The sequence below is a fragment of the Halapricum sp. CBA1109 genome, assembly GCF_009741825.1.
Lineage (GTDB): Archaea > Halobacteriota > Halobacteria > Halobacteriales > Haloarculaceae > Halapricum.
The window spans coordinates 1-13,595 of the sequence record NZ_WPCA01000071.1 but is presented as its reverse complement, the minus strand read 5'-3'; the positions used below and the strand labels follow the sequence as shown (position 1 = coordinate 13,595).

Genomic DNA, 13,595 nt, shown 5'->3' with positions numbered 1-13,595 from the left:
GGGTCCCGAGGCCGAAGGCCGAGGAAACCCCGAACTGAAAAAGTGGGTTCTAGATGTACCCCTGCTCGGCCAGCAGTTCGCCGTTGAGGATGGACGCGCCGGCCGCGCCCCGGAGGGTGTTGTGCGCGAGGCAGTTGAACTGCAGGCCCTCGGTCGTCGCCTGGATGCCGCCGGTGGCGATGCCCATCCCGTTGTTCGCGTCGCGGTCGAGTCGGGGCTGGGGACGGTCTGGCTCCTCGAAGACGCGGATCAACTGGTCGGGCGAGGAGTAGAGGTCGGCAGAGGGGTACTCCCGCAGGCCTCGGCGGCCGCCTCGGGGGTCACGTCCTCGGTCGTGTCCGCCCAGACGTTCTCCAGATGGCCGTCCAGCGTCGGGATGCGGTTGCAGGAGGCCGCCACGTCCACGTCGTGCCACTCGACCTCGGCGCCGTCGAAGCTGCCCAGTAGCTTCTGGGACTCGGTCTCCATCTTTGTCTCCTCGCCGCCGATGTGCGGGATGGCGTTGTCGATAATCTCCATCGAGGAGACGCCGGAGTAGCCCGCGCCGGAGACGGCCTGCAGCGTCGAGACGTCGACGCGGTCGAGGCCGAATGCCTCGTCGAGTGCGGCCAGCGGCGGGACCATCGTGATGGTCGAGCAGTTGGGGTTTTTGACGATGGCGCCGTCCCAGCCGCGCTCGTCACGCTGGACCTCGATCAGGTCGAGGTGGTCGGGGTTGACCTCGGGGATGGTCAGGGGCATATCGTCGTCGGTCCGGAAGTTCGAGGAGTTCGAGGAGAGGACGTAGCCCGCCTCGGCGAACTTCGGCTCGACGGCCTCGCCGACCGAGGAGGGGAGCGACGAGAACAACAGGTCGACGTCGTTGGGGATGTACGTCGGGTCGGTCTGTCGGACTTCGAGGTCGGCGACGTCCTCGGGGATGGGGGTTCCGATGCGCCACTTGGCGGCCTCCCGGTAGTCGCTACCGGCGCTGTCCTCGCTCGCGGTCACTGCGGCGATCTCGAACTCCGGGTGCGGGTCGAGCAACTGGATCAGTCGCTGGCCGACCGCTCCGGTCGCTCCGAGGATACCGACGCTGCGTGTCATAGTACTCGGTGGTAGCGCGGTGGGTAGTCAAAACAGTTTGGATACGGCGTTGCCACTGGTCACGTAGCGATAGAGAGAACCGGAGGGGCGATAGTGTTTATTGTAGGTCATTTCGGATTCGACCGCCCGACTTCGGGCGGTCGAACCGGTACACAGCTACAATAAACACTATCAGTTGCTGGTCGTCTCGGATTCGACCTCGGACTCGACCGTCGCGTCGGTAGTGGTGTCCGCGCCCGTGCCGGCGTCGGCGGCGACGTCCTCCTCGTCGCTCCCGCCGTCTTTGATCTCTTCGAGTTCCTGCTCGACCTGTTCGCGCCCCTTCTGGAACTCGCCGATCGCCTGCCCCGACGAGCGGGCGAGTTTGGGGATCTTGTTCGCACCGAACAGCAGGACCGCGAGCAACAGAACTACGAGGAGTTCTGGGCCGCCCGGGATCCCGAACTGCAGTATTGTGTATGCCATCGCTACCAGCATCTTACCTGCTGTCTATTATAACCTTTTTGCTCAGGAATCCTCACGGTCGTTCCTGACACGGCCGCTCCGAGACACAAGGGTCTTTGAGTGAACGCGCGTACTCGAATCCGATATGGTAGACGTAGGCGACACCGCACCCGACTTCACGGCACCGCTCGCAAACGGCGACGTCGACTCGATCACGCTCTCGGAGACGGTGGGCGACGGCCCGGTCGTCCTCGCGTTCTTCCCCGGCGCGTTCACGGGCGTCTGTAGCCACGAGATGAACACCTTCCAGGACCACCTCGCCGACTTCCAGGCGGCCGGAGCGGACGTCTACGGGATCAGCGTCGACTCCCCGTTCGCGCTGAACGCCTTCCGTGACGAACTGGGACTTGAGTTCGACCTGATCTCCGACGCCGACAAGGAGATCATCGAGGACTACGGCATCCCGATGGACTTCGCGGAACTGGGCGTCCACGACGTGGCCAAGCGCTCGGTGTTCGTCCTCGACGACGACGGTGAGGTCACCTACGCGTGGGTCAGCGACGACCCGGGCGTCGAACCGGACTACGAGGAGGTCCTCGCGGCCGTCGAAGAGCTGGCCTGACGCTCGCGGGCCGAGTGACTCGCACGGATTGTGGCGTGCGCTGGAATTATATTGTCCACTCCCCAATTGGGGGGCAGTGAGCTTCAACGTCGAGTCCCGGATCGTCGGCCGAGGGAGCGACGAGTACGTCAAGGCGGCCTGGGAGCTCAAAGAACACATCCGCGAGGAGGACGATGTCCTCCGCCAGCGGCGCGGCTTCTTCGAGGACGCCTACCGCCGCTCGAAAGTGTATCTCTATCTCAACCGCGGCCGCCAGACACAACTGGTCGGGTTCGCCGCCGTCCGACGGGACGGATACATCCTCTTTCTGGCCGTCAGCCCCGAGTACCGTGGAGACGGGTTCGGCAAGCGCCTCATCGCCCGCGTCGCCGAGGACTACCGCTCGGTGACCTGTCACGCCCGGTCGACCAACCGCGAGGCGATCAACTTCTACAAGCACGTCGGCTTCGAGATAGAGCGCCGCATCGACAACTACTACGAGGACGGCGGCGACGCCTACTACCTGAAACTCGGGGACGAGGAGAGTATCACCCGACGGCTGTCGCGGCTACTCGGCCGATGAGCGCCCCGTTCGGGTAGTTTCACGACGCGAACCTCTCAGGTACACTGAAGTAGGTTCGGCCACAAGCGTTTTGTAGGACTTGGGTTATGGGTGAGTCCTTGTACACCGTCCTGGGTGTCGACCGGGACGCGGACGCGCAGGCGATAGACCGCGCGTTCCGCGACCTCGCGAAGTCACGACACCCGGACACCAACGACGATCCGGACGCGGGCCGGCAGTTCAAGCGCCTGACCGTAGCGCGCGAGACGCTCGTCGACGCCGACGAGCGAGCGAGCTACGACCGACTCGGGCACGCGACGTACGTGCGCCAGCGGGGGTTGGAGGGGCTGTTCGACGTCGACCCGGCCGCGACCGGAGAGGTATCGAGCGACCGAACTGACGCGTCCGTCCGCGCCGACGGTGCCGGTGACACGGACGGCGACTGGTGGGAGGCGCGGTCGGCGGAACCGGCACACGGCACCTCCGCGACGCCGACCGGCGGCAGCGGTATCTACGGCGGCCAGACGACGAGCGAAGCGACGACCGCGAACCCGACACGCGGGCCAATCGAGAGCCTCGTCGGCGTCGTCCGGACGCTGGGGCCGTGGGCCGCGTTACACTGCATCCTGCTCGTCTCGGTGAGCATCTCGGCGTGGTTCCTGCTGTCGGGCGGCGCCGCGATGTCGGTCTCCGGACCGGTCGCGGTCGTCGTCGGTCTGATCGCACTCGCGTCGGTCAGCATCTCGGCCCTCCACATCGCGCTGCGGCTGTACGCCTGAACGGCGGCGGACCGACAGACCGTTTTGGACCCGTCACGTATGCCGGGTATGAACGTTCACTCCGTCTCGGAGCTATCGCCCGACCGGCGCCAAGCACTGTTCGAACGCGACGCGGGCATCGACGCCGTCCGCGGCGACGTCGCCGACATCGTCGACAGAGTCCACGAGGAGGGCGACGTGGCCCTGCGGGAGTTCTGCGAGGAGTTCGACGGCGTCTCCGTCGGGAGTTTCGACATCACCGACGCGGCCGAAACGGCCTACGAGGACATCGACGACGACGTGCGCGAGGCCATCGAGACGGCCGCCGACAACATCCGAACCTTCCACGAGCGACAGGTCCCCGAGGACTGGGACGTAGAGGAGGACGGCCGCCGCCTCGGCCGTCGGCACTACCCCCTCGACAGCGCCGGCGTCTACGCGCCCGGCGGCACCGCGGCCTACCCCTCCAGCGCGCTGATGGGCGTCGTGCCCGCGAAAGTCGCCGGCGTCGACCACGTCGCCGTCGCGACGCCGCCGGCCGAGGAGATAAACCCCGTCACGCTCGCGGCTATCCACGCCGCCGGCGCGGACGCCGTCTACCAGGTCGGCGGCGCGCAGGCTATCGCCGCACTCGCGTACGGGACGGAGTCTATCAGTCCCGTCGACGTCATCGTCGGCCCCGGGAACAAGTGGGTCACCGCCGCCAAGGCCGAGGTGCGGGGCGACGTGCGTATCGACATGCTCGCGGGCCCCAGCGAGGTGTTGGCTGTCGGAGACGAGACGGCAGACCCAGAGTTGCTCGCGGCCGAACTGATCACGCAGGCCGAACACGACCCCAACTCCTCAGTGGTCGCCGTCACCGACGACGAGGACATCGCCGAGGCCGTCGCCGCGGCCGTCGAGGAACAGGCCGCGGGCCGGGCGCGCGAGGAGACAATTCGGTCGGCACTGGAAAACGACGCCAGCGCAGTCCTCCACACGCGGTCGATGAGCGAGGCCGTCCTCTTCGCCGACGAGTACGCCGCCGAGCACCTCTATATCGACGCCGACGACGAGGACAGGTTGCTCGCCCGCATCGAGAACTACGGGAGCGCCTTCCTCGGCCCGCACTCCCCGGTCGCCGCCGGCGACTACGCCAGCGGGACCAACCACGTCCTCCCGACCAACGGGGCCGCCCGCATCCAGAGTGGCCTCTCCGTCGACGACTTCCTCCGGTCGGCGACGGTCCAGCGCCTCTCGGCGTCGGCGCTGTCTGATCTCCGGGAGTCCATCACGACACTCGCCGAGGCGGAAGGACTGGAGGCACACGCCCGCAGCGTCGACCGACGGTTCGAGGACGACTAATCGGCCGAGGGGGCCGGAATCGACGTCTCGGCCGCGGGGTCGACCGACCACGCCAGCGCCAGTTCTCGTCCGCTGCCGCCCCGGCCGCCGTCGGTCCGCACGTCGGCGGTCCGGACGGTGACGTGACCGGGCCCGTAGCCGAACTGCGCGCCGACGCCGGCCAACAGCCCACGCTCGAAGGCCTCGGGATAGGGTGTCTCGACGTCGACGCGCCCAGCGTGCGCGCCGGTCCGGACGAACGAACAGCGTAGCGAGGCGCCGGTGTGATAGCGCCCCGCCGTCGAGTCGAGGGTTTCGAGGGCGTCGGCGACGGTCCTGACGTGGGGCGGCCACGCGAGGGCGCCCGCGGTCGCTCGTCCGATGCGGTCGAGCGTGTTCGGCCCCGTCTCCCGCCCGATAGTCGCCAGCAGGTCCCGGAACGCGCCGAAGGGGTAGGCCGTCCCGGCATCGGGGTCGGCGTCGAGTCCGTGGTCGGCGAGCAGTGTCCGGGTGCGGTCCTCGAAGTGTCCGGTCGACTCGACGACGCCCGTGACGACTGCCTGCAGGAGGCGGCCGTCGACCGTCGCGCCGTCAGTGTCGCGTGACTGAGTCATACCTACACTGACGGACGCCGTGTATAAACAGAAGTGTCCTAACAGCGTAGGGTCAGTCCTCCAGTTGGAAGGCGACCTCGACCTCGGCCTGGTACTCCCGGTCGTCGGCCGACGCCACCTCGACGCCCATCTCCTCGACTTCCACCCAGTGGACGTTCTCCAGTGTCGCCTCGGCGCGGTCGACGGCGTCGTCGACGGCGTCGTCGAAACTCTCGGTACTCGATCCGATCAGGGTTATCTTCTTGAACACCATCGTTCGTGAGGAATATCACACGGCGCCGGTATAATGGTAGCGGCGGTCACTCAGCGTGTCGAGGCCGCGTCGACGCTGTAACTGCCGTCGTCGTCGACGCCGATGACGGCCCACTCGTAGGTGCCGCCGCCCGCCGTGACGCGGCGACGGACGGCCTCGACGTTCTCCCGTCGAGTGACGAAACACCGGAACTCGCCGGACGTGGGCGGCTCTCGGGGCTCCGGCATCGGTGTCACGTGGACAGTACGCCACTTTCGCTCGGCCCGCAACTCCGCGCCCGCCGACTCGACAGTGTATCCGAGGTCGCTGAATATCGTTCTCGCTTGGGAAACGAGGTGTGTGGTAACAGCCCCCATTCACGAGGATCAACGCCCGGCCGACACATAAACATTCCTGAAAGAAAACGGAGAAGCGCCTGCGCAGTCGAGTCCACCCTCAGACGCTGTCCCGCACGGAGGGCGCGCCGGGCCCGCTCTCGTCCCGCAGGACGAAATAGAGGACGATGACGACGACGATCCCGACGCCGCCGAGGAACCCGCTGAAGAACGTCGCCGCACCCCACGCGAAGGCGTTGTCGTCGTTCCGGCTCTCCGCGTCCCGATAGATCCACACGGAGAGGACGACGTTGGCGAGGAGCAACACCCCGGCGATACCGAAGACGATGACCAGTTCCGGGCTGACCGACGCGACTGTCTGCAGTGCTGTCGACATAGCTCCGTGTTTGGACGGCGGGATCATAAAGGCGGAAGCGGATTTCGCGGCCGCGAACCGGCAGTTCGGGGCGGTAAAATGGTCACTCGGGGCACTACCGGAGGAACCGATCGCCGACGAAAAACAGGAGGGTGGCGACCAGCAACTGGAGGGTCATCACGCCGGCGAATAGCCCGCCGGCCGCCAGCGCGGCACCGAGCGATTCGACGAGGCCCCCGGCACCGGTCAGGAGGCCGACGAGGACGAGGCCGACGGCGGTACTGAGACCGAACGCGAGCGACAGGCCGGCGACGACGAACAGTCGGAACCCGGCCGTGTCCGACACCGTGATGAAGCCGATGGAGAGCCGGGCGTTCGGGGGTTCGGCGGCGATAGCGCGTTTGCCCGCCGGTGACAGCGGCCAGTTCGACTCCCGGTAGTTGATGTAGTACAGCGTCACCGAATCGGGGTAGGTCTCCGTGGCGACGATGTCTATCTCCTGTAGTTCGTCGAGGCGGTTCCGGACGGTCGCTTTGCTCACGTCGGGTTTGACGCGTGCCTGTAGCTGTCGGGCCGAGAAGAACGGGCGCTCTGAGTCGACCATCGTCTCGACGACGTGTCGCTGGGACAGCGTGTTGTCGAGGTTGCGGTCGAGTCGGTTGTGAATCCATCCCGGGAGTTCGGACACGGTAGTTTCGTCAAACGGACGGGAGAGCATAAAGACCGAAGCCGATTTCGCGGCCGCGAACCGCGGTCAGCCGACGATGCGCTCGGCGATGCGTTTCAGCGGCCCCAGATCGATCCCGAAGCGCTCCTCGACGCTCAACACGAGCATCACCTCGGCCTCCTCGACGGCCCCGGCGCGAGCCATTACGAGCAGGTATATTGGGCCGAGGACGGCACACCAGACGACCAGTCCCAGCGGCGTCACCTCGACCAGCGCGGAGGCGGCGACGGCCGCGCCGCCGAGGACGGCGACGCCGAGACGGCGGGCCGGACGAGCGACGACGTGAACGGGTGCATCCCCTCGCGGTCGTGGACGTGATAGAGATAGAGGAGGTCGAGCGTGACGTAGGCCGCCGCCGTCCCGATGGCGGCCCCAAGCACCGACAGCGAGGGGATCAACAGCAGGTTGAGCGCGACGTTGACGGCGGCGGCGGCGATGTTGTCGGCCATCACCACCCGCGTCGACCCGACGGAGTTCAGCACTCGCTCCCCGAGGCCGAAGGCCGAGTGAAAGAAGAAACCGACCGCGAGGACCGTCAGCGACAGCGACGCAGTAGTGTAGGCGCTGCCGAACGTCAGCGCGATGAACTCCCGCGGGAAGACGACCATCACGACCAGAATCGGCAGCGTCGCGAGCACGATCCATTTGGTCGCCAGTCGGAAGATGCGCTCCATCTCCGCGGACGCGCCTTCTGCGTGGAGTTCGGACATAATGGGCATAAACAGAAAGGAGAGCGAGGAGAGGACGAGGATCATCAGTTTCGCCGTCGGCATAACGACGTTGTACTCGCCGACGTCGTCGGTCGTGTTGAAGAAGGCGATCATGAACGTGTCGATGCCGATGCCCGAGACGATCAGACTGGCGATGGCCATCACGGCCAGCGGCCCCGAGAACGACAGCAGTTCGCGGTACATCGGGGTCGCCGGCGTGTCGGCGAACAGTTCCGTCCGCCGGTAGACGAAGTACATCGCCACGGCCGCCGACAGGAGGTACGACCCGAAGTACGCCCACGAGACTTCTAACGCCCCGAGTCCGAGCAACAGGACGACGACGACCAGCGCCGACCGGGACATCGGTTGGACGATGTTGCGGACGTACACCTTCGGCGTGGAGTCTTTGATCCCCTGGATAGCCCCGACGGCGAGTTTCATAATCGCCGCCAGCGGCGTCGCGAGACCGAACACTCGAATCACGGGCGCGACCGACGGGTCGCGGACGACGATGCGGGCGATGGGTTCGGCGAAGACGACGATCAGTGCGCCGACGACGACGACCACCGGGACGACGACCCGGAACGCCGAGACGAGGACGCCGCGGCGCTTGGCGGGGTCGTCGTACCGCGGGAGATAGCGCGCGACGCCGGTGTTGAGGCCGAGGACGAAGATGGTCGAGACGTTCGCGGCGAGGATGATACCGATGGAGAGCTCCCCGAACCCGGTCTTGCCGAGGAGGCGGGCCATCAGGACCTTCGTGACGAAGGCCAGTCCGTTCTCGAGGACGAACCCGGCGAAGATGATGCCGCTGCCCTTGACCAGCGAGCGCACGGCGTCGTCTCCATCCGCCATAGATGGTCGTTTTCCGCCGCCGGTGTAGTCGTTTCCATCCGCGCCGAACCACAAACCCGATATGCCGAGTCCGTCGAACTCTCCCCTATGGGACTGCTCGGAACAGTGGTCGACGCGACGCCGCAGTGGGCCATCGCCGGCGGCCTCGACGTGGTCCGGCGCCTCCCGTTCAGGCGCGGGACCCCGGTCTACGAGCACGAGTGGGACGTGCTGGTCGTCCTCGACGCCTGCCGGTACGATATGTACCAGCGCGTGGTCGGCGACAGCGACGCCCTGCTCTCGGTGGGGAGCACCTCGACGGAGTGGATGGACAACACCTTCACCGACCGCTACGCCGAGGAAGTGGCGTCGACGGCGTACGTCTCCGCGAACCCCTACTCACACAAACTCGACGCGTCTCGGTTCGGCCTGATCGACGACGTCTGGCGGGACCACTGGGACGAGGACCTGGGCACTATCCCGGCCGAACCGGTCACCGACCACGGTGTCGCCGTGGCCCGGACCGGCGACTACGACCGCGTGATCTGTCACTACATGCAGCCTCACTTTCCCTTTATCGCCGACGGCGAGGGCTTTGGCCGCCTCGGCCGCGGCGGGTTCGGCCTCGGGGAGGACGACTCGGTCAACGTCTGGGATATGGTCGAACGCGGCGAACTCGACCCCGCGGCCGTCACCGAGGCCTACGACGCCAACCTCGCGTACGTCTTCGAGTCCGTCGAGACCCTGCTGGAGAACGTCGACGGCACCGTCGCCATCACCGCCGACCACGGCAACGCCCTCGGGGAGTGGGGGATGTGGGGCCACCGCGCGTACGTCCCGAGTATGGCGCTGAAGAAGGTCCCGTGGGACGTCCGTGAGGTCACCGACAGCGGCTCGTACGACCCCGAGTTCGACCCCGACGCCGTCGAGGAGGGCGCCGACGAGGACGTGACCGACCGCCTCCGGGCGCTGGGATACACCGAGGAGTAGCGGGGCCGCCGCGGCAAGTCCACAGCTATATGAACGGCCCGCGTGGAGTCCTCACCAATGGTCGACCGTAGCGACGTCTGCGTGCTGATCCCGACCTACAACGAGGCGGCCGCCATCGGCGATGTCGTCGAGGGGTTCCGCGAACGCGGCTACGAGAACGTCCTCGTGATGGACGGCCACAGCACCGACGGGACCCGCGAGATAGCCGAGCGGAAGGGCGCGCGAGTCCACACCCAGTCCGGGACCGGACAGGGTGCCGGGAAGGGACAGGCCGTCCGGGAGGCGCTGAGCCTGATCGAATCGCCGGTGGTGCTGATGCTCGACGGCGACGCTACCTACCGCCCGGATCAGGCCGAACGGCTACTGGAACCCATCTTCGAGGGCGAGGCCGAACACGTCATCGGCGACCGCTTCGCCGACATGGAATCGGGCGCGATGAGCCGTCTCAACCAGTTCGGGAACCGCCTCATCAACCGCCTGTTCCGGACCATCCACGGGAAGGACTTCGCGGACATCCTCAGCGGTTACCGGGCGTTCACGCTCGACTCCGCCCGGCGGTTCGCGCTGACGGCCGACGGCTTCGGCATCGAGACGGAGATGGCCGTCGAATGTGTCAAACACTCCGTCCGAACCACCGTCGTCCCCATCACCTACGAGGCGCGACCGGACGACGCCGACACGAGTCTCAGCCCCGTCCGCGACGGGTCGGTCATCCTCCTGACGCTGTACCGGATGGCAAAGACCTCGAACCCGCTGTTTTACTTCGGGAGCGTCGGCACCGTCTCGATGCTGCTCGGGGTGCTCGCCGGTATCTACGTCGTCGTCGAGTGGGTCACCCGCGGCATCTCCCACGAGGTGATCGCACTGGTCGGCGGTCTGGCCATCATCTTCGGCGTGCAGTTGCTCATCTTCGGCGTCCTCTCGGACATGATCGTCACGCTCCACCGCGAGCAGATGCACTTCATCGAACGGCTCTCCCGGGAGGACGAGACGGCGTTCGGTCGGGGCGAGAACCGGTCGCTCGGCGAGGACGACGGGGACTAGAAGGGGACCAGCGCGCGGAGTTGACCGATGATACTCGACGACGCGGAGGCGCGCATCTCCTCGAAGACGGGGTGGAGTTCGTTGAGCAACTCCCGCTTTGAGTCGAACTCCCGCGCCTCGACGCGCTTGAGCACTGTCGTCATATCGGTCGTCCGCCCCGACGCGGTGTAGGGTATCTCGACGGAGCCGTACTGCTCGCGCAACTCCGCCACGTCGACCGGGTATGATAGCCCGTCGAGGTCGAGTCGGTCGTCTACCGCTGCGATGCCGAACTCAACGACGTCCGGCGACTCAGAGTTGCCGCTGTCCGGTGGCCGTACTCCCATCGGTGAGCACTCGGACCGCGATACCCAAAAGGCTGTGCCTGCGGTGCGGTGAGACTGGGCGGGAGAAGAGAACGAGAGCGCGTTACTCGATCAGAACGGCGTTGACCTGTCCGTCCTGCCCGGGGCGGGAGGTGACGCGGGCCTGCCCCTCGCTGGTATCGATGACGGCGCCTTTCGTGATGATGTTCCGGCGGACGTAGTTCGGGTTGGCACCGTTCTCGGCGACGCCCTCGATGTCCGCGGTGGCGACCTCCTCGCCGTCGGCGACGCTGGCGACGTTCGTCGAGATGGCGCGGACCTTGGTCGTCCCGCCGCGGCTCTCGACGGTCTTCAGTTTCGGCTCGTCGACCTCCGTCTCGGTGGGCTGGTCGCCGAGTTCGAACTTACGCTTGTTTCGGGACCGGCGACGGCGGCCACCGGTTCGCTTCTTCGTGGAGCGGCCCTGGAATTGCATACGAATCCGTTGGCCAAGGGCATACTTCAACCTCTCGAAGTACACACCGGCAGCTTTTCCACCGCCGAGGACGGCCACTACGACGATGAGTCTCCGGCGGGCCGTCGCCGCGCCGTTCGTCCGGTCGGGCAGCGACAGCATCGGCCGCAGCGACTTCGTCGTCGCCCTCTCGCTCGACCGGGACTGGTTCTCCCCGGATCAGGCGAAGCGCCTCGTCGACGTGGCCGCGAGCGAAGGGCTGCTGGAACAGGACGGCGACCAACTCCACGCGACGTTCGACGCCACGGACGTCAGCGTCCCCGAGGACTTCGCGCCCGACGAGTCCATCCTTCGCCAGCGCTCGACGTTCGAGCGCGTCCTCGACGCCGTCGTCGAGGCCGGCACCGAGAAACAGGAGGCCGTCGCGGCGATAAACCGGCTCCAGAGCGACCTCGGCCTCACCATCGAGGCCGCGGCCGTCGTCTACGCTCGCCGGAAGGGTATCGACGTGACCGACTTCGCCGAGCGCGCACGGGGTGAACTCTGATGGTCGAGGACCGACTGACCGACGCCACCCGCATCGGACAGCTCCTCGCCTCGGAACTCACTGGCCGCGAGAGCGCTCCCTTCGACGTGATTTCGGTGGTCGACGCCGACCGGAGCGCCGAACCCTCCCCCGACGGTACCAAGGCCTACGGCATCGCCATCGACGGTGACCGCGTCGGGACCGTCCGGTTGTACCCCGGGCGCGTCACGGTCCGTTTCACCGTCGGTGTCGACCGCGCGGCCTCGGCAGCGGACGGGCCGGGACTGTCGGCCCGTCAGGACGGCGACGCCGTCGTCCTCAGCGTCGAGAGCGGGGCGGCCGTCAAGCGGGCCACCGACGCCGTCGGCGCGGCCGTCGCCCCGGAGTGACCACACCGGGAGTCGGCACCGTTTTGCCCGCGCCCGACCGACACCCGCCAATGACGTTTTTCGACCGACTGGCCGACCGCATCGAGGCGACCGACAGCGTCGTCTCGGTCGGTCTCGACCCCGACAGGGACCGCCTCCCCGACCACGTCGCCGACGCCAACCTCCCGCGGTGGGCGTTCAACCGCCGGGTCATCGACGCGACCCACGAGTTCGCCGCCTGTTACAAGCCAAACGCCGCCTTTTACGAGGACCCCGACGGCTGGCGCGCCCTGAAAGAGACCATCGCGTACGCACACGGGAAGGACGTGCCTGTTCTACTGGACGCAAAGCGCGCGGACATCGGGAACACCGCCCGCCAGTACGCCGGGTCCGTCGAAGAGTTAGACGCCGACGCCGTCACCGTCAACCCGTATATGGGCCGGGACTCGCTGGAGCCGTTTCTCTCCGAGGCGGAAACGGGCGTGTTCGTCCTCTGTCGGACCTCCAATCAGGGCGGCGCGGACCTCCAGAGTCTCGAACTGTCCTCGGGCGAACCGCTGTACGAACGCGTCGCCGCGCTGGCGGACCGCTGGAACGGCAACGGCAACGTCGGCCTCGTCGTGGGCGCAACGGCGCCCGAGGAACTGGCCGAGATACGCGAACTCGTCCCGGACATCCCCTTCCTCGTCCCGGGCGTTGGCGCCCAAGGCGGGGACGCCGAGGCGGCCGTCGAACACGGACTGGCCGACGGCGTCGGAGTCGTCAACTCCTCGCGGGGCGTCATCTTCGCCGGCGAGTCGGCCCGCGACCCCGACGCCTACTTCGACGCCGCAGGCGCGGCCGCCCGTGACCTCCGCGACCGGTTGAACCAGTTCCGGTAGGCCGAGCCACGCAGTCGGTCCGATAGCGTCCCGGGGATACCGTTAACATCCGTCCACGAGACGGTTCGTGTGTATGCCAGACGATACCATATACGAGGACAAAGAGACACGAAGCAGGAGAGGCATCGCGACGTACCTCCGGCGGTTGGCCGGCGCGTTCAGGCGCGGCGAACCGGGACCGGTCGACGAGGAACAGACCGTGACCGTCGACCCGCCCGCCGAGGCCGACTTCGAGGTGGAGATAGAGCGGGAGGGCGACACCGTCGCTCTCGAACTGGAGATGGAGTGGGACGAGTCCGAGGGCGAGGTGGACGTCGAGGCCCACGCCAGCAAGGCCACCTTCGAGTTGTACGAGGACAACGCCGAGGAGTACCGCTGGCGACTCGTTCACGACAACGGTAACATCATCGCCGACGGCGGCGAGG

At 67.0% G+C, this 13,595-nt stretch carries 20 protein-coding genes and 1 pseudogene; 10 read left to right on the top strand and 11 right to left on the bottom strand.

Annotated elements, in window-relative coordinates:
* Window positions 1-49: 49 nt before the first annotated feature.
* Together asd and GJ629_RS09265 are read right to left on the bottom strand one after the other, a co-directional pair.
* Window positions 50-1,086 (bottom strand): annotated as a pseudogene (gene asd / locus GJ629_RS09270) (aspartate-semialdehyde dehydrogenase).
* A 171-nt stretch (window positions 1,087-1,257) separates the two neighbouring features.
* Complete coding sequence (locus GJ629_RS09265; RefSeq protein WP_157512718.1) at window positions 1,258-1,551, bottom strand: twin-arginine translocase TatA/TatE family subunit; 294 nt, start codon at window positions 1,549-1,551, stop codon at window positions 1,258-1,260.
* A 124-nt stretch (window positions 1,552-1,675) separates the two neighbouring features.
* Here GJ629_RS09265 and GJ629_RS09260 point away from each other — a divergent pair, with 124 nt between their 5' ends.
* The 4 genes from GJ629_RS09260 to hisD all read left to right on the top strand — a co-directional run bounded on the left by GJ629_RS09260 (window position 1,676) and on the right by hisD (window position 4,795).
* The gene (locus tag GJ629_RS09260; protein WP_157512717.1) at window positions 1,676-2,152 is read left to right on the top strand and encodes a redoxin domain-containing protein; all 477 of its coding nucleotides are present in this window, start codon (window positions 1,676-1,678) and stop codon (window positions 2,150-2,152) included.
* Between the two features lie 76 nt (window positions 2,153-2,228).
* Window positions 2,229-2,714 (top strand): GNAT family N-acetyltransferase, encoded by a 486-nt coding sequence (locus GJ629_RS09255; RefSeq protein ID WP_370515850.1) that lies wholly within the window; start codon window positions 2,229-2,231, stop codon window positions 2,712-2,714.
* 86 nt (window positions 2,715-2,800) lie between these two features.
* A complete protein-coding gene (locus GJ629_RS09250) occupies window positions 2,801-3,472 on the top strand; it encodes a DnaJ domain-containing protein (protein WP_157512716.1) in 672 nt (223 codons plus the stop codon).
* A gap of 48 nt (window positions 3,473-3,520) precedes the next feature.
* Complete coding sequence (gene hisD / locus GJ629_RS09245) at window positions 3,521-4,795, top strand: histidinol dehydrogenase (RefSeq protein WP_157512715.1); 1,275 nt, start codon at window positions 3,521-3,523, stop codon at window positions 4,793-4,795.
* On the opposite strand, the gene GJ629_RS09240 is transcribed toward hisD, so the two are convergent.
* The 7 genes from GJ629_RS09240 to GJ629_RS09210 all read right to left on the bottom strand — a co-directional run bounded on the left by GJ629_RS09240 (window position 4,792) and on the right by GJ629_RS09210 (window position 8,623).
* A complete protein-coding gene (locus tag GJ629_RS09240; protein ID WP_157512714.1) occupies window positions 4,792-5,388 on the bottom strand; it encodes a hypothetical protein in 597 nt (198 codons plus the stop codon). The two genes, hisD and GJ629_RS09240, sit on opposite strands and share 4 nt — an antisense overlap.
* Before the next feature lie 52 nt (window positions 5,389-5,440).
* Window positions 5,441-5,641 (bottom strand): dodecin, encoded by a 201-nt coding sequence (locus GJ629_RS09235; RefSeq protein WP_157512713.1) that lies wholly within the window; start codon window positions 5,639-5,641, stop codon window positions 5,441-5,443.
* 50 nt (window positions 5,642-5,691) lie between these two features.
* Window positions 5,692-5,997, bottom strand: coding sequence for a hypothetical protein (locus GJ629_RS09230; RefSeq protein ID WP_157512712.1), 306 nt, complete (start codon window positions 5,995-5,997; stop codon window positions 5,692-5,694).
* A 79-nt stretch (window positions 5,998-6,076) separates the two neighbouring features.
* On the bottom strand, window positions 6,077-6,352 hold the full coding sequence (locus GJ629_RS09225) for a hypothetical protein (RefSeq protein ID WP_157512711.1): 276 nt from the start codon (window positions 6,350-6,352) through the stop codon (window positions 6,077-6,079).
* 94 nt (window positions 6,353-6,446) lie between these two features.
* Window positions 6,447-7,019 (bottom strand): hypothetical protein, encoded by a 573-nt coding sequence (locus tag GJ629_RS09220; RefSeq protein WP_370515849.1) that lies wholly within the window; start codon window positions 7,017-7,019, stop codon window positions 6,447-6,449.
* A gap of 66 nt (window positions 7,020-7,085) precedes the next feature.
* Complete coding sequence (locus tag GJ629_RS09215) at window positions 7,086-7,262, bottom strand: hypothetical protein (protein WP_157512709.1); 177 nt, start codon at window positions 7,260-7,262, stop codon at window positions 7,086-7,088.
* Window positions 7,259-8,623 carry a flippase gene (locus GJ629_RS09210; RefSeq protein ID WP_157512708.1) on the bottom strand — a complete coding sequence of 455 codons (1,365 nt, stop codon included), beginning with the start codon at window positions 8,621-8,623 and terminating at the stop codon, window positions 7,259-7,261. Before GJ629_RS09210 ends, GJ629_RS09215 begins: the two co-directional genes overlap by 4 nt.
* Before the next feature lie 87 nt (window positions 8,624-8,710).
* Between GJ629_RS09210 and GJ629_RS09205 the strand changes: the two genes are divergently transcribed.
* Window positions 8,711-9,592 carry a hypothetical protein gene (locus GJ629_RS09205; protein WP_157512707.1) on the top strand — a complete coding sequence of 294 codons (882 nt, stop codon included), beginning with the start codon at window positions 8,711-8,713 and terminating at the stop codon, window positions 9,590-9,592.
* Between the two features lie 57 nt (window positions 9,593-9,649).
* A complete protein-coding gene (gene aglJ, locus GJ629_RS09200) occupies window positions 9,650-10,636 on the top strand; it encodes an S-layer glycoprotein N-glycosyltransferase AglJ (RefSeq protein ID WP_157512706.1) in 987 nt (328 codons plus the stop codon).
* On the opposite strand, the gene GJ629_RS09195 is transcribed toward aglJ, so the two are convergent.
* Window positions 10,633-10,962: a hypothetical protein gene (locus GJ629_RS09195; RefSeq protein WP_157512705.1), complete on the bottom strand. Its 330-nt coding sequence runs from the start codon at window positions 10,960-10,962 to the stop codon at window positions 10,633-10,635. The genes aglJ and GJ629_RS09195 overlap by 4 nt on opposite strands.
* 82 nt (window positions 10,963-11,044) lie before the next feature.
* Window positions 11,045-11,416: a 30S ribosomal protein S8e gene (locus GJ629_RS09190; RefSeq protein ID WP_157512704.1), complete on the bottom strand. Its 372-nt coding sequence runs from the start codon at window positions 11,414-11,416 to the stop codon at window positions 11,045-11,047.
* 85 nt (window positions 11,417-11,501) lie between these two features.
* On the opposite strand from GJ629_RS09190, the gene GJ629_RS09185 reads away from it, so the two are divergent.
* The 4 genes from GJ629_RS09185 to GJ629_RS09170 all read left to right on the top strand — a co-directional run.
* Entirely contained in the window at window positions 11,502-11,942 is a 441-nt protein-coding gene (locus GJ629_RS09185) for a DUF2240 family protein (protein ID WP_157512703.1), read from the top strand.
* On the top strand, window positions 11,942-12,310 hold the full coding sequence (locus GJ629_RS09180; protein ID WP_157512702.1) for a hypothetical protein: 369 nt from the start codon (window positions 11,942-11,944) through the stop codon (window positions 12,308-12,310). The genes GJ629_RS09185 and GJ629_RS09180 overlap by 1 nt, the downstream gene beginning before the upstream one ends.
* Window positions 12,311-12,360: 50 nt before the next feature.
* Window positions 12,361-13,170: an orotidine-5'-phosphate decarboxylase gene (pyrF, locus tag GJ629_RS09175; protein ID WP_157512701.1), complete on the top strand. Its 810-nt coding sequence runs from the start codon at window positions 12,361-12,363 to the stop codon at window positions 13,168-13,170.
* A gap of 73 nt (window positions 13,171-13,243) precedes the next feature.
* Window positions 13,244-13,595: amphi-Trp domain-containing protein (locus GJ629_RS09170; protein ID WP_157512700.1), on the top strand; the 352-nt coding region annotated here is incomplete at its 3' end.